This window comes from Streptomyces sp. NPDC051207 (genome assembly GCF_040682395.1).
Lineage (GTDB): Bacteria > Actinomycetota > Actinomycetes > Streptomycetales > Streptomycetaceae > Streptomyces.
The window spans coordinates 1-23,763 of the sequence record NZ_JBFBAX010000017.1 but is presented as its reverse complement, the minus strand read 5'-3'; the positions used below and the strand labels follow the sequence as shown (position 1 = coordinate 23,763).

Annotated in this window: 23 protein-coding genes and 1 pseudogene; 17 read left to right on the top strand and 7 right to left on the bottom strand. The window is 73.3% G+C overall.

Annotation, left to right across the window (positions count from 1 at the left end):
* Nucleotides 1-9 precede the first annotated feature (9 nt).
* The 11 genes from AB0M97_RS18150 (at nucleotide 10) to AB0M97_RS18100 (ending at nucleotide 14,559) form a co-directional block, all read left to right on the top strand.
* Nucleotides 10-975, top strand: a complete 966-nt coding sequence (locus AB0M97_RS18150; protein ID WP_365961863.1) for a sugar ABC transporter permease — start codon at nucleotides 10-12, stop codon at nucleotides 973-975.
* A complete protein-coding gene (locus AB0M97_RS18145; protein WP_365961862.1) occupies nucleotides 972-1,844 on the top strand; it encodes a carbohydrate ABC transporter permease in 873 nt (290 codons plus the stop codon). The genes AB0M97_RS18150 and AB0M97_RS18145 overlap by 4 nt, the downstream gene beginning before the upstream one ends.
* Nucleotides 1,845-2,043: 199 nt before the next feature.
* A complete protein-coding gene (locus tag AB0M97_RS18140; protein WP_365961861.1) occupies nucleotides 2,044-2,979 on the top strand; it encodes a dienelactone hydrolase family protein in 936 nt (311 codons plus the stop codon).
* Between the two features lie 215 nt (nucleotides 2,980-3,194).
* On the top strand, nucleotides 3,195-6,755 hold the full coding sequence (locus tag AB0M97_RS18135) for a helix-turn-helix transcriptional regulator (protein ID WP_365961859.1): 3,561 nt from the start codon (nucleotides 3,195-3,197) through the stop codon (nucleotides 6,753-6,755).
* 139 nt (nucleotides 6,756-6,894) lie between these two features.
* Nucleotides 6,895-8,157 carry a helix-turn-helix domain-containing protein gene (locus AB0M97_RS18130; RefSeq protein WP_365961858.1) on the top strand — a complete coding sequence of 421 codons (1,263 nt, stop codon included), beginning with the start codon at nucleotides 6,895-6,897 and terminating at the stop codon, nucleotides 8,155-8,157.
* 535 nt (nucleotides 8,158-8,692) lie between these two features.
* Nucleotides 8,693-9,475, top strand: a complete 783-nt coding sequence (locus AB0M97_RS18125) for an ABC transporter ATP-binding protein (RefSeq protein WP_365961857.1) — start codon at nucleotides 8,693-8,695, stop codon at nucleotides 9,473-9,475.
* On the top strand, nucleotides 9,472-10,272 hold the full coding sequence (locus AB0M97_RS18120; RefSeq protein WP_365961856.1) for an ABC transporter ATP-binding protein: 801 nt from the start codon (nucleotides 9,472-9,474) through the stop codon (nucleotides 10,270-10,272). Before AB0M97_RS18125 ends, AB0M97_RS18120 begins: the two co-directional genes overlap by 4 nt.
* Nucleotides 10,269-11,165, top strand: a complete 897-nt coding sequence (locus AB0M97_RS18115; RefSeq protein WP_365961855.1) for a branched-chain amino acid ABC transporter permease — start codon at nucleotides 10,269-10,271, stop codon at nucleotides 11,163-11,165. The genes AB0M97_RS18120 and AB0M97_RS18115 overlap by 4 nt, the downstream gene beginning before the upstream one ends.
* A gap of 13 nt (nucleotides 11,166-11,178) precedes the next feature.
* Nucleotides 11,179-12,282 (top strand): branched-chain amino acid ABC transporter permease, encoded by a 1,104-nt coding sequence (locus AB0M97_RS18110; protein WP_365961981.1) that lies wholly within the window; start codon nucleotides 11,179-11,181, stop codon nucleotides 12,280-12,282.
* On the top strand, nucleotides 12,279-13,556 hold the full coding sequence (locus tag AB0M97_RS18105; RefSeq protein ID WP_365961854.1) for an ABC transporter substrate-binding protein: 1,278 nt from the start codon (nucleotides 12,279-12,281) through the stop codon (nucleotides 13,554-13,556). Before AB0M97_RS18110 ends, AB0M97_RS18105 begins: the two co-directional genes overlap by 4 nt.
* Nucleotides 13,557-13,740: 184 nt before the next feature.
* Entirely contained in the window at nucleotides 13,741-14,559 is an 819-nt protein-coding gene (locus AB0M97_RS18100) for an SAM-dependent methyltransferase (protein ID WP_365961853.1), read from the top strand.
* 99 nt (nucleotides 14,560-14,658) lie between these two features.
* On the opposite strand, the gene AB0M97_RS18095 is transcribed toward AB0M97_RS18100, so the two are convergent.
* A complete protein-coding gene (locus AB0M97_RS18095) occupies nucleotides 14,659-15,582 on the bottom strand; it encodes a helix-turn-helix transcriptional regulator (protein WP_365961852.1) in 924 nt (307 codons plus the stop codon).
* Nucleotides 15,583-15,943: 361 nt separating this feature from the next.
* Nucleotides 15,944-16,171, bottom strand: a complete 228-nt coding sequence (locus AB0M97_RS18090) for a DUF397 domain-containing protein (RefSeq protein ID WP_365961980.1) — start codon at nucleotides 16,169-16,171, stop codon at nucleotides 15,944-15,946.
* A gap of 186 nt (nucleotides 16,172-16,357) precedes the next feature.
* Here AB0M97_RS18090 and AB0M97_RS18085 point away from each other — a divergent pair, with 186 nt between their 5' ends.
* From AB0M97_RS18085 to AB0M97_RS18075, 3 genes are all read left to right on the top strand, one after another.
* Nucleotides 16,358-16,948, top strand: a complete 591-nt coding sequence (locus tag AB0M97_RS18085) for an ATP-binding protein (protein WP_365961979.1) — start codon at nucleotides 16,358-16,360, stop codon at nucleotides 16,946-16,948.
* A 28-nt stretch (nucleotides 16,949-16,976) separates the two neighbouring features.
* Nucleotides 16,977-17,522: a hypothetical protein gene (locus AB0M97_RS18080; protein ID WP_365961851.1), complete on the top strand. Its 546-nt coding sequence runs from the start codon at nucleotides 16,977-16,979 to the stop codon at nucleotides 17,520-17,522.
* 147 nt (nucleotides 17,523-17,669) lie between these two features.
* Entirely contained in the window at nucleotides 17,670-19,439 is a 1,770-nt protein-coding gene (locus tag AB0M97_RS18075; protein ID WP_365961850.1) for an ABC transporter ATP-binding protein, read from the top strand.
* A 55-nt stretch (nucleotides 19,440-19,494) separates the two neighbouring features.
* Here AB0M97_RS18075 and AB0M97_RS18070 read toward each other — a convergent pair whose 3' ends face one another.
* Nucleotides 19,495-19,842 carry a hypothetical protein gene (locus AB0M97_RS18070; protein WP_365961849.1) on the bottom strand — a complete coding sequence of 116 codons (348 nt, stop codon included), beginning with the start codon at nucleotides 19,840-19,842 and terminating at the stop codon, nucleotides 19,495-19,497.
* A 245-nt stretch (nucleotides 19,843-20,087) separates the two neighbouring features.
* Between AB0M97_RS18070 and AB0M97_RS18065 the strand changes: the two genes are divergently transcribed.
* The 3 genes and pseudogenes from AB0M97_RS18065 to AB0M97_RS18055 all read left to right on the top strand — a co-directional run bounded on the left by AB0M97_RS18065 (nucleotide 20,088) and on the right by AB0M97_RS18055 (nucleotide 21,485).
* On the top strand, nucleotides 20,088-20,333 hold the full coding sequence (locus AB0M97_RS18065) for a DUF5133 domain-containing protein (protein ID WP_365961848.1): 246 nt from the start codon (nucleotides 20,088-20,090) through the stop codon (nucleotides 20,331-20,333).
* A 497-nt stretch (nucleotides 20,334-20,830) separates the two neighbouring features.
* Nucleotides 20,831-21,142, top strand: a pseudogene (locus AB0M97_RS18060) (hypothetical protein); the annotation flags it as partial.
* Between the two features lie 130 nt (nucleotides 21,143-21,272).
* Nucleotides 21,273-21,485, top strand: coding sequence for a hypothetical protein (locus AB0M97_RS18055; RefSeq protein WP_365961847.1), 213 nt, complete (start codon nucleotides 21,273-21,275; stop codon nucleotides 21,483-21,485).
* Between the two features lie 9 nt (nucleotides 21,486-21,494).
* Here the strand turns inward: AB0M97_RS18055 and tgmB are convergent, their stop codons facing one another.
* From tgmB to AB0M97_RS18035, 4 genes are all read right to left on the bottom strand, one after another.
* Nucleotides 21,495-22,472, bottom strand: a complete 978-nt coding sequence (tgmB, locus tag AB0M97_RS18050; protein ID WP_365961846.1) for an ATP-grasp ribosomal peptide maturase — start codon at nucleotides 22,470-22,472, stop codon at nucleotides 21,495-21,497.
* A 17-nt stretch (nucleotides 22,473-22,489) separates the two neighbouring features.
* Nucleotides 22,490-22,681, bottom strand: a complete 192-nt coding sequence (gene tgmA / locus AB0M97_RS18045) for a putative ATP-grasp-modified RiPP (protein WP_365961845.1) — start codon at nucleotides 22,679-22,681, stop codon at nucleotides 22,490-22,492.
* 83 nt (nucleotides 22,682-22,764) lie between these two features.
* Nucleotides 22,765-23,103 carry a YkvA family protein gene (locus AB0M97_RS18040; RefSeq protein ID WP_365961844.1) on the bottom strand — a complete coding sequence of 113 codons (339 nt, stop codon included), beginning with the start codon at nucleotides 23,101-23,103 and terminating at the stop codon, nucleotides 22,765-22,767.
* 243 nt (nucleotides 23,104-23,346) lie between these two features.
* The coding region (locus AB0M97_RS18035; RefSeq protein ID WP_365961843.1) for a transposase at nucleotides 23,347-23,763 on the bottom strand (417 nt) is incomplete at its 5' end.

Here is a 23,763-nt window from a genome sequence, read left to right as displayed (position 1 = left end):
GCCCGCCCCATGGTGCAGCCGCTGACCACGCGGCAGTCCGCCGCCCGGGCCGGCAAGGCCCCGGGCGGCGACTCGCCCCGGGCCACCACCCGATACCGCTGGTGGACCCCCTACCTCTTCATGGCGCCGTACCTGGTGCTGTTCCTCACCTTCGTCGTGGTGCCGATCGGCTACGGGCTGTGGATCAGCCTGCACGCCTGGGACATCAACGTGTCCGCGAAGCCGTTCGTCGGACTGGACAACTACCGGGAGCTGTTCACCCCCGACTCCGTGGACGCGCCCCGCTTCTGGCAGTCGATGCGGGCCACCGGTGTCTTCACGGCGCTGTCCCTGCCGTTCCTGCTCGTCGTGCCCCTGCTGGTCGCCCTGCTGATGAACGGCAAGTTCCGCGGCCGGAACCTGTACCGGGCGGTCTACTTCGCCCCGTACGTCCTCGGCGTGGCCGTCGTCGGCCTGCTCTGGCGGTTCCTGCTGGACGGCAACATCGGCATGGTCAACCACTACCTCGGCGTGCTCGGACTGCCCGACGACGTCCAGTGGACCACCGACACCCCGGCCGCCTGGTGGGCGCTGGTCCTCGTCACCGTCTGGTGGACCCTCGGCTTCAACGCCGTCATCTACCTCGCCGGGCTCCAGGACATCCCCGCGGAGCTGTACGAGTCGGCCCGCGTCGACGGCGCGAACGCCTGGCAGCGCTTCGTGCACGTCACCCTGCCGGGCCTGAGGCCGGTGGCCCTGTTCGTGGTCAACTCCACGCTGCTCGCCTCGGCCAACATGTTCGGCCAGTCGTACCTGATCACCGCGGGCGCGCCGGCCGACGAGACCAAGACGGCGATCTACCTGATCGCCGAGACCGGACTGCGCCGCTTCGAGATGGGGTCCGCGTCCGCGATGAGCTTCGTGCTCGCGCTGGCGCTCATGGCCGCCAGCGCGGTCGTCTTCCGCATCTTCCGCGAGCGGCAGGAGGACCGATGACCCGCACCGACACCCTGCCGGACACCGGACGGGCGACCGGCGCCCGGCGGCGGCTGCGCCGCTCCCTGCTGCATCTGATCCTCGCCGTGGTGGCGGCCCTGTACCTCAGCCCGCTGCTGTACATGCTGGTCACCTCCTTCAAGAACAGCCCCGACGCGGGCTCCACCGACCCGCAGTGGATCCCGTCGCCGGCCACCCTCGATGCCTACCGCACCGTGCTCGGCGCGAGCGACAGCCCGGTGCTGCGCTGGCTGCTCAACAGCGTCCTCGCGGCCACGGCCCACACCCTGCTCGTGCTGGTGACGGCGACCCCGGCCGCGTACGCCCTGGCGCGCATGCGGTTCCGCGGACGTACGGCCGTCTTCACGGCGGTGGTGGCGACGCTGTTCGTGCCGCCGATGGTGCTGCTGATCCCCAACTTCCTCATCGTGAACGAGTTCGCGTGGGTCGACAGCCTGCCGGCCGTGATCGTGCCCGGGGCGGCCAGCGCGTTCGGGGTGTTCTTCCTGCGGCAGTTCTTCCTGACGCTGCCGGGCGAACTGGAGGAGGCGGCGGAGATCGACGGCGCCAACCGCTGGCAGATCTTCGTCAAGGTGGTGCTCCCGCTCACCAGACCCGCCCTGGCCACCCTCGGCATGCTCGCGTTCCTCGCCAACTGGAACGACTTCCTGTGGCCGCTGTACGTGCTGCTCAGCCCCGAGGCACTGACCCTCCCGGCGGGCCTGGCCAACTTCCAGAACGCCAACAACATCCACTACGACCTGCTGATGGCCGGCGCGGTCATCGCCAGCGTCCCCGTCCTGCTGCTGTACGTCGTCGCGCAGCGCTGGGTCATCGAGGGGGTGTCGCGGTCCGGCCTGAAGGGCTGAGCGCCCGGCGGCCGGATGCCACGGCCGGGAGACCGAGGAGACCGGTGAGATTGCCGGTCCCCGCGGCGGGGGGTGGCCCCGACATTGTCAGGGCCACCCAAACGGCAGCGCCCGCCGGCGCCACCGACGCGTTCCGCGCGTCGTCCCCATGTGCTCCACGCCGGCCGGCGGCTCGCCACGACAGAGAGGACGACTCGTCGTGCAGCAGCACCTGCAGTCCCCCGCCGCACCACTCCCCACCGAGCACCGTGCCCCCCGGCGCCGGACGGGCCGGCTCGCCGGCGCGGCGGCGGCGCTCGCCGCGGTGATCGGACTCGGCACCCTCACGAGCCCGGGCGCCCACGCCGCGGACAACCCCTACGAGCGCGGCCCCGCGCCCACCGTCTCCAGCATCGAGGCGCTGCGCGGCCCGTACGCCGTGTCGGAGACCTCCGTGTCCTCGCTCCTGGTCAGCGGCTTCGGCGGCGGCACCGTCTACTACCCGACCAGCACCAGCGACGGAACGTTCGGCGCCGTCGTCGTCTCGCCCGGCTACACCGCCGACCAGTCCTCGATGTCCTGGCTCGGCCCGCGCCTGGCCTCCCAGGGCTTCGTGGTCTTCACCATCGACACCCTGAGCCGGTACGACCAGCCGGACTCGCGCGGCCGTCAGCTGCTCGCGGCCCTGGACTACCTGACCCAGCGCAGCTCCGTCAGGACCCGCATCGACAGTACCCGCCTCGGCGTCATGGGCCACTCGATGGGCGGCGGCGGCAGCCTGGAGGCCGCCAAGTCCCGGCCCTCCCTCCAGGCGGCCATCCCGCTCACCCCCTGGAACACCGACAAGACCTGGCCCGAGGTCAGGACACCCACCCTGATCATCGGCGCGGACGGCGACACGATCGCGCCCGTGTCGTCCCACTCCGAGCCGTTCTACACCAGCCTGCCGTCCACCCTGGACCGCGCCTACCTGGAGCTGAACAGCGCCTCGCACTTCACCCCGAACTCCAACAACACGACGATCGCGAAGTACAGCATCTCCTGGCTCAAGCGGTTCATCGACAACGACACCCGCTACGAGCAGTTCCTGTGCCCGATCCCGCGGCCGAGCACGACCATCGAGGAGTACCGGGGCAACTGCCCGCACACCTCCTGACGCCCCACCCGCACCACACCCCGCGGCGGTCGCGCACAGCGCGACCGCCGTCGGCGTTGTGCCCGCGCAGCACGGGGCGGCCCCGGCGCTGGGCGGCGGCACACACTGCGGCGGCCCCTGTCGCGCCAAAGCGCAGGTGACCGTGTCGATGCCGGGCCCCGTTGCTGCGGAGGTAGGCCTTCCGCCTAGCGTTACGCGCAAGTAACGTCACGGGAATGACCGCAGAGACGACCGTGAGGACGGCCCCGAGGATCCACGGCCGGAGCACCCAACGGCGCGCAGTGGCCGCCCTGTCGGACCGGACCGCCACCGGCGGCGGCGTCCTCGTCCTGACCGGGGAGCCCGGCCTGGGCCGCACCGCCCTCGTCGCCCACGCCGCCGGGTCGTTCACCGCCGGGCCCGTGCTCCAGGCGCGTCCCGGCCCGTCCGCACACCGCGAACCGTACACGGCCGTGCGGGAGCTGATCGGCGAGGCCGCCGCACTCGCCGGGACCGGGCCGGCCCCCTACGGGGACCCGGTCGACGCCGACTCGGCGGCCGGCGCCCTGCTGGGGGCGCTGCGGGCCGCCGCGGCGGGACGCCGGCTGCTGGTGTGCGTGGACGACGCGCACCGCTGGGACGGCCCCTCCCGGGCCGCGCTCGCCCGGACCGCGGCGTGCCTGGCCTCGACCCCCGGCGTTGGCCTGCTGCTGACCCTCGCCGCCCATCGCGCGGCCGGCCGGGACTTCGCCGGCCTGCCGACCGTGGGCCTGGACCCGCTGACCCCGCCGCAGGCCTCCGCGCTGCTGGAGGACGCCACGGGCGGCGACGTCGACCCGGCCGTACGCGCGGAACTGCTGGAGGAGGCCGACGGCAACCCGGCACTGCTGCTCGCCCTCGTCCGCCGCCTGTCACCCGCCGAACTGCACGGCAGCCGCCCACTGCCCCGGCCGACGGCCGACCCCGCGACGCTGACCGGGGTGGCCGGACACCACCTGACCGACATACCGGCCGACGCCCACGACCTGCTGCTGACCGCGGCGGCGGCCCTGCGGGAGTCGGACGACGTGACCGTGGACGCGGGGCTGCTGCGCAGGGCTGCGGGGAGGGTGCCGGCTTGGGGCGCGGGCGGCCGGGCGCTGGGTGGGGTGTCGCGGGGGGCGGGGGATGCCGGGTTCGTGGGCTGGGGGGCACGGGGACCGGGGGGCGGCGTGGGAGCGGTCCGGGAGAGATTCGGGGGATGGCGTCCGGGAGATGTCTCGGGCGCGCCGGGTGGTGGGGAGAAGCGGGGTCCGGGGGAGCCACTGGACGAGACCGGGCTCGCGGGCCGGGTGGTGCGGCGGCCCGGGGACGGCTGTGGGTCCGTTGGCGGGGTGGCGGGAAGCCCGGGGAAGTCGGGCGGCCCGGTCGTGGGGCCGGGCTCTGCGGGGCAGGCCGTGTGGCGCCTGGGGGACGGCGGTGGGCCCGTCGGCAAGGCAGCGGGAAGCCCGGGGACATCGGACGGTACGGGCGCGGACAGCGAATGCACCGGTCGGCCCGTGCGGCGGCCGGGGGACGGTGGCGTGCCCGGTGGGGGAGCCGTTCCGGTGAGGCCGGGGGTGTGGCCTTCGGAGGATGGTGGTGTGCTCGGTGGGGGGACCGTTCCGGAGGAGCCGGGGGCGTGGCCTCTGCGGGATGGTGGCGTGCCCGGTGGGGGAGCCGTTCCGGTGAGGCCGGGGGTGTGGCCTTCGGGGGATGGTGGCGTGCTCGGTGGGGGAGCCGCCCCGGTGAGGCCGGGGGCGTGGCATCCGGACGACGTCCCCGACGTGCTGGTGGCCGTCGACGGCGGGTTCCGGTTCGCCGGTGATCTCATCCGCAGGGCCGTGTACGCCGCCGCCCCACCCGAGCGGCGCCGCGCCGCGCACCGGGCGCTCGCCGCCGAGCTGGACGCCGACGGGCGCGCCCTGCCCGCCCTGCTGCACCGGGCCTGGGCCACGCCGGGCCCCGCGCCGCGCACGGCCGCCGAACTGGCCGCCGCGGCCGAGGAGTCGCCCGCCGCGCCGCACCTGCTGCGCGCCGTGGCCCTCACCCGCGCCGCCGAGCTGACGCCCGAGGGCCCGGACCGTGCCGCGCGTTACACGGCCGCGGCCGAACACGCGCTGCTCGCCGGGCGCCCGCACCGCGCGCTCCGCCTCCTGGTCCCGGCCCAGTGCGGGTCCGCGCCGGCCGTGACACGGGGCCGCGCCGAACTCGTCCGTGGCACGGCCGGCCTGCGGGACGGTCACGTCGCCGACGCCCACGAGTCCCTCCTCCTCGCCGCCGCCCTGCTGACCCCCGGCGCCCCGGACGCCGCGGCCCGCGCCACCCTCGCGGCAGCGGACGCCGCGTGGGCGGCGGGGGACATGCGGGGGTGCCTGGTGGCGCTGCGGGGAGAGGGGCCTGGTTCCGCGGAGACCGGGAGGCCTGGCGCCCCGACTGCGGGAACCCCTGACCTCCGGCCGCCCACGCCCGGGAGGAACGATGCCGAGCGTGCCCTCCAGCCCTCCGTGTCCCAGGCGAGCGACAGCGAGCGTGCCCTCCTCGCCGACTACCGGCTCGGCATGCGGGCCGTACTCGAAGCCCGCCTCGATCAGGCCCTCGGACCGCTGCGGCGTGTCGTCGCGCAGTCCGGGGCCGATGTCCGGCCGCAGGCGCTGCTGAAGTCGGCCGCCGCAGGGTTGCTGCTCGGCGACGTGGCCGCCGCCCGCCGGGCCGGCGCCCGCGCCCTCGCCGCGGCGCGCAACCTCGGACCCGCCGCGCTCGTACCGCAGGCCCTGGAGTACCTCGCCTACGCCGAACTCCGCGCCGGTCGGCACGCCCAGGCGCGGGCCCACGCCGAGGAGGGCCTGCGGGCCGCGCACCGCACGGGGCAGCGCAACACCGCCGCCCAGCACCACGCCGTCCTCGCCCTCGCGGCTTCCATCGAGGGCGACACGGCCGCCGTCGACGTACACGTGTCCGCCGCGCTGACGACGGCCAGACGGCACGGACTGGCGCAGGCGGCCACCCTCGCCGAATGGGCGGCGGCCCGCGCCGACCTGGGCCGCGGCCGGCCCCTCGACGCCGCCGACCGGCTCGGACCGCTGGTGCGCCCCGGCCCCCGGCGCGGCCACTTCGCCGTCTGGATGCTCGCCGTACCCTGCTACGTCGAGGCCGCGGCGCTCGCCGGACGGCCCGACGACGCCCGGACGGTCGTGGCGGAGTTCGCCCTGTGGGCCGACTTCGGGGCCGACCCGCCCGCGCCCGCACAGCTCGCCCGCTGCCACGCCCTGCTGGCCGGCCCGGACGAGACCGACGCCCTCTACCTGCGGGCCCTCGCCCGGCACGAGGAGGCGGACGGCGACTTCGAGCGCGCCCGCACCGAACTGCTCTACGGCAAGTGGCTGCGCCGCCGGCGCCGGCTGCGCGAGGCCCGCGACCGCCTCGGTGCCGCACTCGTCGGCTTCGAGCGCTGCGGCGCCCGGGTGTGGGCCGAACAGGCCCGCGGCGAACTCCGGGCCAACGGCGCCGCCCCGCACGGCACCGGCCCCGGCACCGCCCGCACCACCTCCTACGGCACCGGCGCGGGCCCGCTCGCCCGCCTCACCCCGCAGCAGCTGCGCATCGCGCGGTACGTGGCCGAAGGTGCCACCAACCGCGAAGTCGCGCTGCGGCTGGCGGTGAGCACCCGCACGGTCGACTACCACCTTCGTAACGTCTTCGCGGCAGTTGGAGTGCGATCCCGTGTCGAACTGGCCCGACTGGTCGAGCAGGCCGAAAAGACCCGTGCACAGACCTAGGGACCGACCGGACGGTATGCCATCCTTCGGTGCAGGACGAGTCAGGCGGCAGCCACCGCACGGGCGTCCGCGCCCCGGGACCGACGGGATGACCGGGGACGGACGCACCGCGGACAGCCGAACGTGGGGGAGGACCGCGATGCAGCACGCCGTACGGTCACGCACAGCGATTCGCCGGGCGCCCGCGCCCGCACCGGGAGCCCGGCCGCGCCGCGTCCGGTCCCTGATCGACGCCGACGCCCTGCGGGTCCTGCACCGGGCCGCCCGGACCCTGATGGAGGACCTGCCCGACCTCACCGACCGGCTGATCGCCGCGCTCCGGGAACAGGAGCCGGCCTACCGCGCCACCATCGAGAGCGACCCGGTCGGCACCTGGCAGGAGGTGCACCGGTCGCTGCGGCACAGCGTGGCCTCGCTGATCGACCCGCGTGACGCCCGCGAGGCGGCCCGCCGCTGCTCCTGGAAGATCGGTGCCGGGCGTGCCGAGCAGGGCCTCCCGCTGGACGCCCTGCTGCACGCCTTCCGGCTGGGCGGCTCCCTGGTGTGGCAGGGACTCGTCGAGGAGACCTCCCGTACGGCCCCCGAGGACGTACGGCTCCTCGTGCACGTGGCGTCCGACGTGTGGAACTTCGTGGACGAGCACTGCAGCCTGGTCGCCGACGCCTACCGGCAGGTCGAGCGGCAGATGACCTGGCGGCGCGAGAACCGGGTGCGGCTGCTGGCCGGGGCGCTGCTCGACGGCACCAGCCGGATCTCCGACCTGCCCGAGGCCGCACGCGCCCTCGACCTGCCGGAACACGCGCGGTACGTCGTCGTCGCCGTGGCGGGCGGCCACCCCTCGGCGTGCGCCGCCGCCCGGGCCGCCGCCGTGCCCGAGGGCATGCGCGTCCACTGGCACACCGGCGTCGAGGTCGACTACGGCATCGTCCTCGTCGGCGACGGCGAACTGGCCGCCCCGGCCGTCCAGGCCCCGCCCGGCGCCCGTATCGGCGTGGGCAGCGCGGTGGAGGGCCTGGCCGCGGTCGGGGACGCCCGCAGGTCGGCCGACACCGCGCTCGCCATCTGTCCCGAGGAGGGCGGCACCATACGGCTGCCGGAACACCTGTCCGCCGCCCTCGTCGTCTCCTCCCCGGGGCTCGGCAAGGCCCTCGTGGGGCGGGTCCTGGGCCCGCTGCTGAGCCTGGAGCCCGCCGACCGTGACGTCCTGCTGGACACCCTGGCCGCGTGGCTCGCCTGCGACGGTTCCGCCCAGCGCGCCGGCGAGCGCCTGTACTGCCACCGCAACACCGTCCTGAACCGGCTCCGCCGCTGCGAGCAGCTCACCGGCCGCTGCCTGGCCCGCCCCGCGGACGTCGTGGAAATCAGCCTCGCCCTGACCGGCCACCGCCTCCTGCGCGACTGACACCCGGAGGCCGCGGGCCTCCGACCTCGCCGCCTCGCCGCCCGGCCACCGCCCGCCACGCCGCCGGCGCCCGGGCGCGCGCCTTACGGGCCCTGCTGCCCGGACGCACGCCGCAGCGTCAAGGACCTGCCACCCCTCCGCCGTCCCGCACGGCCCAGCCGCCGCGCCGCACGCGTCAAGTACCTGCCGCCCCAGCCGCCGTGCCGAACGGCCCTGCCGCCCCGCCGTACGCCTCAAGGACCCGCCACCCCCACTGCCGCACCGCACGCCTCAGGGACCCGCCGCCCCCACTGCCCGTGTGACCAGCCCCGCTGCCCGGGCGCGCGCCTCACCCGCCCACCCCGTCCGGACGTCCGTAAACCCACCCGCCCACCACCCCTGGGCACCCGCACAACCTCCCCCCGCCCACGCTGTAACGACGCAGCGTACGGGCCTGAAGGCCTGTACCCGTGCCCGGCGGCCGTGCTGTCGTGAGCACCCCTTCACCTTCAGCAGAAGACCCGTGCCGCGACCGGCACGGACCCGAGGAGCCGCGATGTCCCACGCACCACCGGACGGGGAACAGGCCCTGCACGTCGAGGGCCTCGACGTGACCTACGGCCGCGCCCTGTCCGCCCTCCGCTCCGTGTCCCTGACCGTCCCGCACGGCGGCGTCGTCGCACTGCTCGGCGCCAACGGCGCGGGCAAGACGACGCTGCTGCGGGCCGTGTCGGGCACGTTGCGCCTGCATCGCGGGGCCGTCACGGCCGGCACCATCCGCTACGGCGAGACCACGCTCGACGGCCGCGACCCGGTCGCCGCCGTCCGCGCCGGAGTCGTCCAGGTCCCCGAGGGCCGCCGGGTGTTCGCCGGCCTCACCGTGGACGAGAACCTGCGCTCCGGCGGCCTCGGCCTCGGCCGCCGCAAGCCCGAGCTGGTCCGCGAGGCCCGCGACCGGGTGTTCACCCTCTTCCCGAGGCTCGCCGAGCGCACCCACCAGGCCGCGGGCCTGCTGTCCGGCGGCGAGCAGCAGATGCTCGCCATCGGCCGCGCCCTGATGGCCGCCCCGCGCCTGCTGCTCCTCGACGAACCGTCCCTCGGCCTCGCCCCGCAGATGGTGCAGCGGATCGCCGAGGTGGTCCGCGAGATCAACGCCCAGGGCACCGCCGTCCTGCTGGTCGAGCAGAACGCCGGCATGGCCCTGTCGCTCGCCCAGCACGCCTACGTCCTGGAGGTCGGCGAGATCGGCCTGTCCGGACCCGCCGGCGAACTCGCCCGCACCGACGCCGTGCGCCGCCTGTACCTGGGCGAGGCCGCCGACGACCAGGGGGCCGCGTGACCGCCCGTACCACCGCGCCGCCCGAGCTCGAAGTCCGCGACGTCACCGTCCGGTTCGCCGGGCTGACCGCGCTCGACGAGGTGTCCTTCACCGTCGCCCCCGGCTCCGTGCACGCCATCATCGGACCCAACGGCGCCGGCAAGTCGACCTGCTTCAACGTGCTGTCCGGCCTGTACCGCCCGGCCACCGGCACCGTCCGGCTCGGCGGCACCGAGCTGACCCGGCTCGCCCCGCACCGCATCGCCGCGCTCGGCGTGGCCCGCACCTTCCAGAACATCGTCACCACCGAGGGCACCGTCGCCGACAACCTGATGCTCGGCCGGCACGCCCTGACCCGCGCGGGCTTCGCCGCCAGCGCCCTGCGTCTGCCGCGCGCCGTGCGCGAACAGCGCGAACACCTCGCCCGCGCCCGCGAGATCGCCGAACTCGTCGGTCTCCAACAGCACTTCGACTCACCGGTCGCGCTGCTGTCGTACGGCGACCGCAAGCGCGTGGAGTTCGCCCGCGCCCTCTGCCTGGAGCCCAGCGTGCTGCTGCTCGACGAACCCGTGGCCGGCATGAACGGCGCCGAGCGCGCCCGCACCGCCGAAGTCGTCCGTACCGTCCGCGACCGCCTCGGCCTGTCCGTGGTGCTCGTCGAGCACGACATGGGCCTGGTGATGCGCCTGGCCGACGAGGTCACCGTCCTCGACTTCGGCCGCGTCATCGCCCACGGCACCCCGGACCGGGTCCGCCAGGACCCCGAGGTGCTGCGCGCCTACCTCGGCACGGAGACCCCGCAGGAGGACGTGGCATGACCGGCTTCCTCGACAACGTCCTGAACGGCATCGCCCTCGGCTCCGTCTACGCCCTGGTCGCCCTCGGCTTCGTCGTCATCTTCAAGGCCTCCGGCGTGATGAACTTCGCGCACGGCTCCCTGCTCCTGCTCGGCGGCTACCTCACCGCCGTCCTCCACGACGACCTCGGCTTCGCCGGCGCCCTCGCGGTGGGCGTCCTGGCCACGGCGGCCGTGGCCGGCGCCATGGACCGCTTCCTGCTGCAACGCGGCGACCCGGACCCCCGGCACGCGCACGTGCAGACCATCGTGACCATCGGCGTCGACATCGTCCTGCTCACCGACCTGGCCCGCCGCATCGGCGGCGACCTGCTCTCCATGGGCGACCCGTGGGGCGACTCGGTGAGCGGCCTCGGACCGATCACCGTCGCCGACAGCCGGCTCGCCGCGATCGTGGTGTCCGCCGTCGTCATCGGCGCCGTCTTCGCCCTCTTCCGGTTCACACCCTGGGGCCTGTCGCTGCGCGCGGCGGCCGAGGACGTGGAGGCGGCCTCCCTGATGGGCGTGCGCCTGGTCCGGGTCCGCACCCTCGCCTGGTGCCTGGCCGGAGCGCTCGCCGCGCTGGCCGCCGTGTTCCTCGCCGCGTTCCCGGCGCCCGGCCTGGAACGCACCACCGGCCAGATCGCCCTCAAGGCGTTCCCGGCCGCGATCCTCGGCGGCATGGCCTCACCCACCGGCGCCCTCGCCGGCAGCATGATCATCGGCCTGACCGAGGCCCTGGTCGCCGGATACCAGTCCGACCTGCACGTCCTCGGCGAAGGATTCGGCGACGTCGCCCCGTACGCGGTGATGATCGTGGTGCTCCTGATCCGGCCCACCGGACTGTTCGGCGCGAGGGGAGCGGCTCGTGTCTGACCTCACCGCCCGCCTGCTGCGACTGGCGCTGCCGCTCGTCCTGCTCAGCGCCCTGCCCTTCTACCTCGACGCGTTCTGGCTGCGCATCGGCCTGTTCTCCATGGCCGCGGCCATCGGCGCCGTCGGCCTCGGCCTGCTCAGCGGCACCGCGGGCCAGCTCTCCCTCGGCCACGCCTTCTTCCTCGCCGTCGGCGCCTACGGCTACGTCTGGCTCGCGGGCGAGCCCGGCCCCGGCCTGTCACCGGCGCTCGCGATGGTCCTCGCGGTGCTGCTGGCCGGCGCCGCGGGCGGACTGTTCAGCCCCGTCGCGGGCCGCGTGCGCGGCATCTACCTCGGCGTCGCCACCCTCGCCCTGGTCTTCATCGGCCACCACGTCCTGCTCACCGCCGACTCCGTCACCGGCGGCTTCAACGGACGCTCCGTACCGCCCCTGGAGATCGGCGGGTTCGCCTTCACGACCGCCGACCCCGAACTGGTCGTGCTCGGCGTGCCGTTCGGCGCCGAGGAACGGCTGTGGTACCTGGGTCTCGCCCTGCTCGCCCTCACCTGGTTCACCGCGCGCGGACTGCTGCGCGGCCGTCCCGGACGCGCCCTCGTGGCGCTGCGCGACAGCGAGACCGCGGCGTCCGTGATGGGCGTCAACGTCGCCCGCTACCGCTCCGCCGCCTTCGTCGTCTCCTCCATGTACGCGGGCCTCGCCGGCGTCCTGCTCGCCCTCTCCTTCCGCCGCGTGGTCCCCGACTACTTCGGACTCGTCCTGTCCGTCGACTACCTCGCCATGATCGTCATCGGCGGCCTCGGCTCCGTCGCCGGAGCCACCGCGGGAGCCGTCTTCGTGACCGCGCTGCCGCTGCTGATGACCCGCTACGCCGACCAGCTCCCCCTGGTGACCGCACCCGGCTCCGGCGAGGGCTCGGTCGGCCCGACCGAGGCGGCCCGCTACCTGTACGGCGCCGCCATCGTCGTGATCCTCCTCTACGCCCCCGACGGCCTGCACGGACTGGCCCGGCGCACCCGCGCCCGGCTGCGCCGCCGACGGCCCGACACCCCACCCGCCGAGACCATCCCGTCGTCACCCGAACCCTCACCCGCACGAACCAAGGAGCACACCCCGTGAACACGCACTCCAGGCACCGCACCACCAGAGTCATCGCTGCCTCGGCCCTCTCGGCCGTGCTCCTCGCGGTCACCGGCTGCAGCTCCAAGGCGGACAGCGGCACCAGCACCGAGAAGGGCGGCGACGGCGTCAAGGGCGGTCCCGGCGTCACCGCCAAGACCATCAAGCTGGGCGCCCTGACCGACCTGACCGGCCCCTACGCCACCCTCGGCAAGAGCATCGTGCAGGCCCAGCAGATGTGGGCCGACGAGACCAACGCCAAGGGCGGCATCTGCGACCGCAAGATCGAGATCGTCGTCAAGGACCACGGCTACGACGTGCAGAAGGCGGTCACCGCCTACGCCGACATCGCCCCGGACGTCGTCGCCATGCCGCAGGTCATCGGCTCCCCGGTGGTCGCGGCCCTGCTCGACGACATCGAACGCGACAAGGTGCTCACCTTCCCGCAGGCGTGGGCCGCCTCCCTGCTCGGCAAGGACCCCGTGCAGGTCCTCGGCACCACCTACGACGTCGACATGATCGGCGCCGTCGACTTCCTCACCCGCACCAAGGGCCTGAAGAAGGGCGACACCATCGGCCACGTCTACTTCGAGGGGGACTACGGCACCAACGCGCTGGAGGGCTCCACCTGGGCCGCGAAGCGGGCCGGGCTGAAGATCACCGGCCAGAAGATCAAGGCGACGGACACCGACCTGTCCGCGCAGGTCTCCGCGCTCCGCAAGGCGGGCGTCAAGGCCGTCCTGATCAGCGCCGGACCCGCCCAGACCGCCTCCCTGGTCGGCGTGGCCGCCTCCAAGGGGCTGCGCGTCCCGGTCGTCAGCAGCGCGCCCGGCTTCGCCCCGCAGCTGATGAAGACCCCCGCCGCGCCCGCCCTGGAGGCCATGCTCAGCGTGGTCAGCGCGGCCCCGGCCGTCAGCTCGGACCTGCCCGGCGTGAAGAGCATGGTCGCCGCCTACCAGAAGAAGTACCCGGGCTCCCAGGTCGACTCCGGCGTGCTGTCCGGGTACAACGCCGCCCAACTCCTCGGCCAGGACCTGAAGAAGGCCTGCGAGGACGGCAGCCTGGCCCGTGAGGACGTGGTCAAGGCGCACCGCGCGCAGAAGAACGCCGACACCGGACTCGGCACCCCGCAGGACTTCTCCGACGTCAACCGCCCCGCGAGCGTGTCGAGTTACATTCTCAAGCCCGACCCCAAGGCGGTCGGCGGGATCGTGCAGGCGGAGGAGGCCCACGAGGCGCCCGGCGTCGAGGAGTACCTGAAGTCGGGCAGCTGAGCCCCACTGCTCCGGCCCGCCGGAACTCCCTTCCGGCGGGCCGGGCGCACCCGTCGCCGGCCGCGGAACTGGACACCCGCTGAAGCGTCCTGCGTAGGCGGACTGGTTTCGCCGAACGGCACCTCCCTAGGATGTACTCTCAGTCAGGCCAGCGCAGTTGGCGCGTAGTGATGCTGGGGGAACCATGCAACCGGGAAAGCAGCTGTCCACGGAGATCAACGCCAACGTACCCACGGCCGCCCGCATGTACGACTACTACTTGGGCGGCAAGGACAACTACGCCGCCGACCGGGCAGCCGTGGCGGAACTCGACAAGGTCGTGCCCAGCACCCGCCAACTCGCCCTGAACAACCGGCGCTTCCTGCAGCGGGTCGTGAAGGTCCTCACCGCCGAGTACGGCATACGGCAGTTCCTGGACCACGGCTCCGGCCTGCCCACGCAGGACAACGTCCACCAGGTCGCCCAGCGCATCGCCCCCGAGGCGCGCGTGGTCTACGTCGACAACGACCCGATGGTCCTGGTGCACGGCCGCGCCCTGCTCGACCAGAACGACCGCACCGCCGTCATCCACGCCGACATGCGCGAGACGGAGGCGATCCTCGCGCACCCCGACACCGAGCGTCTGATCGACTTCTCCGAGCCGGTCGCCGTGCTGTTCAACTCCGTCTTCCACTGCATCCCGGACAGCGAGACCGACGGACCGCTCGCGGTGGCCCGCCGGGTGCGGGAGCGGCTGGTCCCCGGCAGCATCATGGTCATGTGCCAGCTGGTCAGCGAGGACCCGAAGGTCCGTGAGTTCGTCACGAACTTCATGGACCAGGTGACACAGGGACACTGGGGCCGGGTGCGCCAGGAGAAGGACGTCGCCGAGCTGTTCGAGGGCCTGGAGATCCTGGAGCCGGGCCTGGTGGAGGTGTCCACCTGGCGCCCCGACACCGAGGTGGCGCCGCGTCAGGCCACCCAGGAGTGGATCGAGTTCGGCGGCGTGGGCCGCGTCCCCTAGCCACGACGGACGAAGGGCCGCCGGCGTCGGGAGACCGACGCCGGCGGCCCTTCGCGCACGCTCAGGCGCGATCAGGACGCCCCGCCGGGCGCCCGGCACTCACGACGTGGCCGGATAACGCTGCTCCAGCGTCTCGCGCAGCAGGGTGATCGTCTCCCGCGGCGGGAGGGCCTCGTCGGCCAGCCGGTCCAGGGCGAGCCGGTACTCCTCCGTCTCGTCCCTGTCCTCCAGGAAGTTGGCGCTGCGGATGTGCTCCAGATACACCACGTCCGGCAGGTCGAGCCCGCTGAAGCGCAGATAGGTGATGGGGATCGCGGGTGCCGACGCGTTCGTCACGTCGAGCGGCACGACCTGAAGCGTCACATTGGGCCGCTTCGCCATCTCCACCAAGTGCTTGAGCTGCTCCCGCATGACCTCGGGACTGCCCAGCACGCGCAGCAGAACGGATTCGTCGATCACCGCCCACAGCTGCGGGGCGTCCTCGCGCAGCAGCAGCCCCGACCGCCGCATGCGCAGCTCCACCCGGCGCTGCACCTCGACCGGGGGCACGTTGGGCAGGCCGCGCTCCACGACCGCGCGGGCGTAGTCGGCCGTCTGGAGCAGCCCCGGCACGTACTGGATCTCGAACGTACGGATCGTGGCGGCGGCCTCCTGGAGCCCGACCAGACGGTCGAACCACTCCGGCATCAGCCGCTTGTCGTAACGCTGCCACCAGCCGGGCTCACCGGCGCGCCGAAGAATCTTCAGCAGCACGTCCACCTGGTAGGGCTCGGTGCCGTACAGCTCCAGCAGTGCCCGGACGTCCCGCTCGGTCGGAGGTCTGCGGCCCTTGCCGGCCTCGATGCGCGACAGCTTGGCCGGGCTGAACCCGAGTGCGCGTGCCGCCTGCTCCTGGGAGTAGCCCGCGTCCTCGCGGAAACCCGCCAGCTGCACGCCGACGAGCATCTTCAGCAGAGTCGGCGCGGGCTCGGGCCGGTCCAGATAGGGTTCGAGGCGGGAGATGCGCTGCAACTCGGCGGACATCCTGGGCTCCCCAACAGACCGGCAGAATTGAGACTTACACTATCTCACCCGGTTCTGCGCCGTCGCACCCCCGAAGGGAAGCCGCGGAAAATTGCGCGGTCGCGTTCCGCTTCTCGCCGCCCGCGCGAGCCTCCGTCGGCGGGCGCTCCCCGCGCCCGCGTGAGCCCTTGCCCGCCCCGCCCGCAGGGAGTGGCCGCCCGCCCACCCGCGCATCCCTGCCCACGGGGCTGCCGCCCACCCGCGTTCGCCGTGCCCGAGAGGGCTTCCGCCCGCCCGCGGGAGCGCACGCGTTCGTCGCACCGCCCGGCCCGGCGCGGCGGCTGGCCGAAAACCGCCGCGCACGGACCCGGACCCGCGGCCCTCAGAGCAGGTGGTCGAACTCACCCGCCTTCGCCCCGGCGACGAAGGCCGCCACCTCGGCGTTCGTGTAGACGAGCGCGGGCCCGTCGGGGTCGCGGGAGTTGCGCATCGCGACGCCGCCGTCCACCCGGGCGACCTCGACGCAGTTGCCCTCGGCGTTGCTGTAGCGGCTCTTGACCCAGCGGGCGTCCAACGAGCTCGCCCGCACTCCGTTCTGCACTGCTGGCACCGCATTCTCCTCGCTGTTGGCGTCCTCGGCGCCCGCCGTACGGCCGCCGCGGAAGGGAGCGGACCGCACGCTCGTCGGTCCTGACTGCTCCCGATCGATTTTCGCGCAATTTCCCGTGCAATTGCACGGGAGCGCCATCGGCGTGGATAATAGCCGGGGCGTCAACCCCTTGGGGAGCGCCCCGTCCTGACGTCGCATCAGGGAGATGTCGTGTCGTCACCTGCGCATCGAGAGCTCCGCATGCCGAGTCCGCCCCTGCCGTGGGGGGCCGGTGCGGCGGGCCCGGTCCGCGGGTTGCCGGCAGGCGTCCTCCCGCCCGGTGAGTGCCGGCTGCGGCGGCCGGCGACCGTGCTCCACCGGCCGGCGGTCGAGATGCGCATCGGCTGCACCGGGGAGGGATTCGCCCGGGCCCGCAGCTTCACGCGCGACACCCTGTGCCGGTGGGACCTGGACCACCGCACCGACGACGCGCTCCTCGTCCTGACCGAACTCGCCTCCAACGCCGTGGCCCACGCGGTCCCGCGCGCCGCCGGGGATGAGCAGGACGTCCGGCTCGGCCTCGCGCTCGACCCCACGCACCTGATGCTCGCCGTCTCCGACCCCGCCGACGCCCCACCCGTGTGCCGGCCGCCCGACGGTCACGCCCTGGAGGAACACGGCCGCGGCCTGTGCCTCGTCGACGCCCTGTCCGAGGAGTGGGGCTGGACCCCGAGACCTCCGGCAGGCAAGACCGTCTGGGCCAAGCTGTCGACCGGGTTGACCCTTCCCCCCATCTGACATGACTGCCGCGGAAAGGCCTCACGCCATGCGCACCGCTCCGACGCACCAGACGAGCACACCGCGCACAGCTCGCGGGACGCTCCCCACCGAGAAGACCGGCTCCGGCCCCCTCGCCGCCGTGCACCAGGTGCCCTGGGAGCAGATCCAGGACTCCACCGGCTCGGCGGCGGCCATCCCCGGGCTGCTCGCCGACATCGCCTCGGGTGACGCCGACACCGCCCGGGCCGCGCTGGCCGACCTGCGCAAACGCATCTGCCAGTACGGCTTCGTCGTGGAGCAGGCGACCGCCGCCACCGTTCCCTTCCTCTGGGAGCTCGCCCAGCTGCCCCACGTGACCTGCCGCGCGCAGATCATCCAGCTGCTGAAGAACATCGCCGACGCACGGCAGTGGGAGAACACCGCCACCGCCTACCCCAAGCTGCTCAACCACCGCGAGAACCACGTCGTGTGGGAGCGCAAGGCCCGGCAGGCCGTCCGCGCCCGGCGTGGCGCCCTCGATCAGCTCATGGACGAGGGCGACACCGAGATCGCCAGGGCCACCACGGAGCTGGCTCGCGCCCTCGCCGACTGAGGCCGTTGCCTCCTCGGGCGGCGGGGGAGGGGAGGGGGCGGCCCGCCGCGCGGTGGTCCCCGGCCCGGACGGCGTGATGTACTCCTCACCGACTGGCGCAGAAAGCGCTTGCCATCGTTTCAGGCAACCCGGGGAGGAACACCGCCGATGGCGTCGTCGCTGGAGAAACCACTCGACCACCGCTACCGCGGCGAGCACCCGATACGCACGCTCGCCTATCTGTTCCGCGCCGACCGCTCGCGCCTGGCCGGGGCCGTCGTCGTCTTCACCGTGAAGCACAGCCCGGTCTGGCTGCTGCCGCTCATCACCGCGTCCATCATCGACACCGTCGTCCAGCACCAGCCCATCAGCAGGCTCTGGACCAGCACCGCGATCATCATGTTCATCCTGCTGGTCAACTACCCCCTGCACCTGCTGTACGTCCGACTCCTCTACGGCAGCGTCCGCCGCATGGGCACCGCGCTGCGCTCCGCGCTGTGCACCCGCATGCAGCAGCTCTCCATCGGCTACCACGCGCGCGTCAGCGCCGGCGTGCTCCAGGCCAAGGTGGTGCGCGACGTGGAGACGGTGGAGCAGATGGTCCAGCAGACCGCCGAGACCGGGCTGGGCGCGACCACCGTGCTCGTCGGCGGTCTCGTCATCATCGGCGTCCGCACACCGGAGTTCCTGCCCGTCTTCCTCGTCGTCGTGCCCGCCGCCGCGCTCCTCGTGGCCCGGCTCCGGGCCCGGCTGCGCACCCACAACGAGGACTTCCGGCACGAGGTGGAGACCCTGTCCTCCCGTGTGACGGAGATGACCCGGCTCATACCGGTCACCCGCGCCCACGGCCTGGAGGGCAAGGCACTGCGCCGCATGGACGGCACCCTGCACCGCCTGCTGACCTCCGGGATGCGCCTGGACCTGCTCAACGGCCGCTTCGGTTCGCTGGCCTGGGTCGTCCTCAACGTGGTCGGCGTCCTGGTGCTGGCGGGCGCCGCGCTGATCTCGTACTACGACGTCTGGGGCGTCACCGCCGGTGACGTCGTGATGCTCAGCGCCTTCCTGACGACGCTCACCAACTCCACGACAACGTTGGCGGGCCTGGCGCCGGTCATCACCAAGGGGCTGGAGTCCGTCCGCTCGGTCGGCGAGGTTCTCCAGGCGCCCGAGCTGGAGGACAACGAGGGCAAGGCCGAGCTGACCGCGCTGCGCGGCGCCGTCACCTTCGAGGGTGTCGGCCACGCCTACGAGGCCGACGGGCGGCCCGCGGTCCGCGACTTCACGCTCGACGTCGAACCCGGCGAGACCATCGCCCTGGTCGGTGCCTCCGGAGCGGGCAAGTCCACCGTGCTCAACCTCGTCATCGGCTTCATCCGCCCGACGGCCGGCCGCCTCCTGCTCGACGGGACCGACATGAACACCCTCGACCTGCGCACGTACCGGCGATTTCTGTCCGTGGTGCCGCAGGAGTCGATCCTGTTCGACGGCACCGTCCGCGAGAACGTCGCCTACGGTATGGACGACGTGGACGAGGAGACGGTACGGGCGGCGCTGCGCGACGCCAATGCGCTGGAGTTCGTGGACCGGCTCCCGCAAGGGCTCGACACCCTCGTCGGGGAACGGGGTGCGCGGCTGTCCGGCGGGCAGCGGCAGCGCCTCGCCATCGCCCGCGCGCTCATCAGGGACCCCAAGGTGCTCGTCCTGGACGAGGCGACGTCGGCGCTGGACACCCAGTCGGAGGCGCTCGTCCAGCAGGCGCTCGCCCGGCTGCTGCGGGGCCGTACCACGTTCGTCGTGGCGCACCGGCTGTCCACGGTGCGCGGTGCGGACCGGATCGTGGTGATGGGGGACGGCCGGATCCTGGAGACCGGCACCCACGAGGAGCTGCTGCGCCGCGGCGGTGCCTACGCGGGCCTGCACAGCGGGCAGGTCGCCTGACGGCGCATCGGCGCGCGGCCCCGCGCGCGGCGTACGGCGGGGCGCGCGGGGGCGGTCAGGCCGCGCTGCTGCGCGGGGCGCGGTGGGCGCAGGCCGCGTCGTGGTCGGTGCCCAGGCTCGTCCACCACCGCTCGCAGCAGGCCGCGCCGAACTCGGCGTGCACGATCGCGTCGGCGACTCGCTCGCCCGGCCGGCGCGGCCCGGCGGCCAGCTCGGCGAGGGCCCGCTCCTGGTCGCCGATCACGCTCTCGCGGACGACGGCGACGGTGGGGACCAGGCCCGCCGCCGTGAACAGCAACCCCGCCCACAGCGGGCCGTACCGGTACTGGAGGACCGCGGTCCAGGCGAGGAGTCCGCTGGTGAGGACGTACAGGGTGGACAGGAAGCGGCTGTAGCGGTTCATCGGGTCGTACACCGTCCGGGGTGAGGAGTCGTGCCCTCTGCTCAACTGCTCAGGGCCGCCCGGGAAGCGGGTCGACGGGGGCGATTTCCCGGTCGCCGTCCGGCAGGGACCGTAACCGGTCGGTCTCCGGCGGTGTCCGTTCAGGCGGAGACATATTTTCGCCATTTCTGAGCAGGTGTGCGTGTGTGGTGAATGCTTCCGGGTGCTCCGGGCATACGGAGCGAAAATCGAGAGAGGGGCGCTTCGTGCTCGTACCGGACCCGAAGGTCGTCAGGACGTTGCTGACGCGGTACGCGTCGCTGCAGATCGCTCAGGCGGAGCGGGAGATGCCGGCGGCGGCTCGTGAACTGGAGGACGTCAGTTACACGCTGTGCGTGATGATGGGAACCACCGAAGTCCATGAGGCGATCGAGAGGGCGGACGCCCTGCTGATGGGCAAGGAACCGGTGACGGACCCGGACGGCGAGAGCGGCCTGTCGCTGGCCGTCTGACGCCCGGCCCGCAAAGCCGCCCCTTGGTTCACCCCGGGACCCGCTCCCGGGGTGAACCAAGGGGCGGCTGCCGGTGTCCCGCCGGGCGCGCGGGCCCCGCGCCATAGGCGTACGGGGTCGTCCCGACCACCCGGCGGAACAGGCGCGCCAGTTCCGCCGCGGCCACCCAGTGCGTGGTGGCGCGCAGCCCGTCCGGCAGCCCGGCCTCCGCCGGCACGAAGGCGCCCACGCACACGGACGCGATGCGGGTGCCCGTCGCAGGGCCGCCGCCCATCCCCGCGGAGCGGGCCCGCGCCGGGGGAGCGGCCGGGCACGATGATCGTGTCGGCGGCCTCCAACGTCTCCAGACCCCGGTCGACGCGCAGCGCCCTGCCCTCCGTGCGCACCTCCGGCGCCGCGGCGCACAGCCGGATCCGGTACGGGCGGCGGCCGTCCGGCAGCCGCGTCCAGCCGAAGGTCTGCATGGGCGCGGCCATGTCGAAGGGCACCACGTCATCCGCATCTGCCGCGACTACGCCCGCCTTGGCATCGCGGTTCCCGTCCTGGGCTTCGCCGCCGCCGCCGCGATGGGCGTCCTCGGCGACGGCCCGCTCGTCGCGTCCCCCACCCTGACCACCGTCGCCGCGGGCATCCTGATCGCGTGCGTGCTGCCCGGCCAGGACGAACTCCTCGGTCGACTGGCCGGACAGCGGACCGTCGAACGCGCCGGCACGGTCCGGCCGGCCATGTTCACCGCGGTGTTCAACCTCCTGTGGGCCACTGTGACCGTTCTCATGATCGTGCGGCCGGGCTCCACCACGGGTGCCTGACCAGGACGTGAGACCGGCTCGGGTTCGCGTCAAGAGCTCTGGTGATGTCCTGCCCCGGCCTGTCGCGGCGCCTACACTCGACTGTTGTTGCCCATCGCACGGGCAGACGACACGAAAGGCGCGTGGACGGGTGTTCCAGGATTCCCCGATTTATGACCGACTCGTCGCCGAATGCGGCGACGTACCCGCCCAGGTGCGCCGGGAGGCCGAGCGCGTGCACAGGGAGCTGGAGCTGGTCATGCGCCCGCTGCACTTCCCCGGCCACGGACTCGGCCCCGAGCGCCCCCAGGGCAACCCGGGCACCGGCTGGCAGCGCAGCGCGCTGCTGCCCGGACCCCGCTGACACGTACCGTCAGCGCAGGGACGAGTCCCTGCCGTTGACGTGCGCGCGGTCCTCATCGGCCGCACAGGACAGCCACTCGGCGATGGTGCGGGCGATCGGCTGGGCCGTTTCCACCTCGACGAAGCCGAACTGGCCGGACTGGTTGCACTCCAGGAACCACCACAGGCCGTCGGCGTCCTCGGCGAAGTCGAAGGCGCCGTAGGACAGTTGCGTCTCCGTCAGGTACGCGTGGACCGCCTCGGCGATGCGCGGCGGGACCTCGGCGGGCCGCCAGGGCGAAGTCGGGGGAGCGAAGCGGACGTCGACCTCCGCCGCGTCGGGATCGGCGGCCTTGCGGGCGGCGAGCAGCCGGTCGCCCACCGCGGTCAGACGGATGTCGGCCCGTTTGGCGATCCGTCGTTGCAGCAGCGTCGGGCCGAAGGCGACGGCGGAGAAATCCGTGTCCGGCGCGACACGGCTGGTCGGCACGGCCCGCGGCGGATCCTTCGGATGCGCCCCCGACACGGGTTTGACGACCAGGTCCGGATACCGCTGTGCGAACTCCTCGGCGGCGCGCGGAAACGTCGTGATCAGCGTCGCCGGGACGGGCAGCCCGGACGACTGCGCGACACGCAACTGCCACGGCTTGTACCGGGCACGCCGTGCCGCGTCCGGATGGTTCATCCAGCGCGCCCCGCACCCGCGGAGCATCCCGTACAGCGCCTGGGAGGTCTCCTCGGTCAGCCACGCGGAGGGCTGTTCGGCGCGGCCGGCCGGGGTGCCGGGTCTTCGCACCCAGACCGACCGCAGTCCGTCGATGCACACCAGCCGCCCACCGGACGACAGATGACCCTGGAAGGAGCCGTGCACGTACTCGCCGGAGAGCGCGACACCGCCGGGCAGGTCGGCGGGGTCCAGGCGGACCACCGGAACCCCGGAGGAGTTCAGGTGGACGACCACCATGTCGGCGGTCACGTCTTCTTCACAGGTCAGGATCAAAACGGTCATCGTCGTCCGGTCGGTGTTCAGTCGTCGAAGTGTGTCTTCGAGCCCGCTGTGGAGGTCGTGGTCGCCAACTCCCTCAGCAAAGCGTGGTCGCAGGCGGCCACGCGCCCGTCCCGAAGCACGTTCAACTGTCGCCCCGTGTCATAGACGTACGGTGCGGCGGCCTCCAACTGGGCTGCCGGACGTGCGTAGTTGAGCGCGAAGGGTTGCATCGCCTCTCCCTGGGTCGGTGTTCCCCCGGTCAGGCGGGATCCCCTTTGACGCCGCCTGGTCCGCTTCTTCCTTGGACTTCCAGTCACTTATACGAATCGAACGGGTGATTGGTTTCCTTACGCTCCGTAGTGGCCGGAGAGTTCGCCCCACCGCGGCACCGGGTATGAGACCCGCGCAGGCCGCGCAGAGCGAGGAGGAGCACGCCGATGTCGTCCAGGTACACGGGATCGGGCAACAAGTCGGTCGGCAGTACGAAATAGAACACGGCGCCCCAGAAGATCCAGCGGGGGCCCGTCGGAAGCCTGGTGCGCCGCAGCTCGCGCCGGGTGCGCACCAGGCGTACGAGCACCACGACCGCCACGGCCAGCACGGCCGCGGCGAGGGCCGCGGCGGAGGCGACCAGTGCCGTCGTCGAGTCCACGCTCCCCCCTCCCATGTCCCGGTGGGCCACGATCCCGCGCGTCCCCGTACAGGATTCCCTGCTTGGCCAGGTGTATGGCGCCCGGCACGCCGTGTCCTGAACGGACCGCCGACGGGGCGTGCGCCGAGCGCGCCCCGTCGCCGGCCGGGAGTGGGGAAGCTCGCGCAGGGCGGCGCGGACACCGATCAGCCGGTGGACCCCGCGCTCGTGTGTCGGACAGCCGCTAGGAGTTGTCGTCAGATGTCACGCTCGCATCAGGAGCGATGCGAGGGTGACGGCTGTTTGGTAGGACTCGGCGGTCTTGTCGTAGCGGGTGGCGATGCCACGTCGCTGTTTGAGGCGGGTGAAGCACCGTTCGATGACGTTGCGCCGCTTGTAGACCCGTCTGTCGAAGGCCGGCGGATGTCCGCCGTGGCTGGCGCGTCGGAGCGGGTTGCGAACGTGGTCGGACCGTTCCGCGATGGTGTGCCGGATGGTCCGTCGCCGCAGCCGACCGCGTATGGGCTTGGGGCTGTGGCCCTTGTCGCCGATGGCGTGATCGGGCCGGACCCGGGGCCGTCCCGGCCCCGGCCGGGGCACCTGGACCGCTTTCATCACGGCGGTGAACTGCGTGCGGTCGTTGGTGTTCTGGCTGGTGACGGTGAAGGGCGGGCGGTCGCC

What these genes read in the sequence shown, in the direction of transcription:
- AB0M97_RS18150 (WP_365961863.1), top strand. Translation starts at nt 10, where the DNA reads ATGGTGCAGCCGCTGACCACGCGGCAGTCCGCCGCCCGGGCCGGCAAG.
- AB0M97_RS18145 (WP_365961862.1), top strand. Translation starts at nt 972, where the DNA reads ATGACCCGCACCGACACCCTGCCGGACACCGGACGGGCGACCGGCGCC.
- AB0M97_RS18135 (WP_365961859.1), top strand. Translation starts at nt 3,195, where the DNA reads ATGACCGCAGAGACGACCGTGAGGACGGCCCCGAGGATCCACGGCCGG.
- AB0M97_RS18130 (WP_365961858.1), top strand. Translation starts at nt 6,895, where the DNA reads ATGCAGCACGCCGTACGGTCACGCACAGCGATTCGCCGGGCGCCCGCG.
- AB0M97_RS18125 (WP_365961857.1), top strand. Translation starts at nt 8,693, where the DNA reads ATGTCCCACGCACCACCGGACGGGGAACAGGCCCTGCACGTCGAGGGC.
- AB0M97_RS18115 (WP_365961855.1), top strand. Translation starts at nt 10,269, where the DNA reads ATGACCGGCTTCCTCGACAACGTCCTGAACGGCATCGCCCTCGGCTCC.
- AB0M97_RS18100 (WP_365961853.1), top strand. Translation starts at nt 13,741, where the DNA reads ATGCAACCGGGAAAGCAGCTGTCCACGGAGATCAACGCCAACGTACCC.
- AB0M97_RS18095 (WP_365961852.1), bottom strand. Translation starts at nt 15,582, where the DNA reads ATGTCCGCCGAGTTGCAGCGCATCTCCCGCCTCGAACCCTATCTGGAC.
- AB0M97_RS18080 (WP_365961851.1), top strand. Translation starts at nt 16,977, where the DNA reads ATGCGCACCGCTCCGACGCACCAGACGAGCACACCGCGCACAGCTCGC.
- AB0M97_RS18075 (WP_365961850.1), top strand. Translation starts at nt 17,670, where the DNA reads ATGGCGTCGTCGCTGGAGAAACCACTCGACCACCGCTACCGCGGCGAG.
- AB0M97_RS18070 (WP_365961849.1), bottom strand. Translation starts at nt 19,842, where the DNA reads ATGAACCGCTACAGCCGCTTCCTGTCCACCCTGTACGTCCTCACCAGC.
- tgmB (WP_365961846.1), bottom strand. Translation starts at nt 22,472, where the DNA reads ATGACCGTTTTGATCCTGACCTGTGAAGAAGACGTGACCGCCGACATG.
- tgmA (WP_365961845.1), bottom strand. Translation starts at nt 22,681, where the DNA reads ATGCAACCCTTCGCGCTCAACTACGCACGTCCGGCAGCCCAGTTGGAG.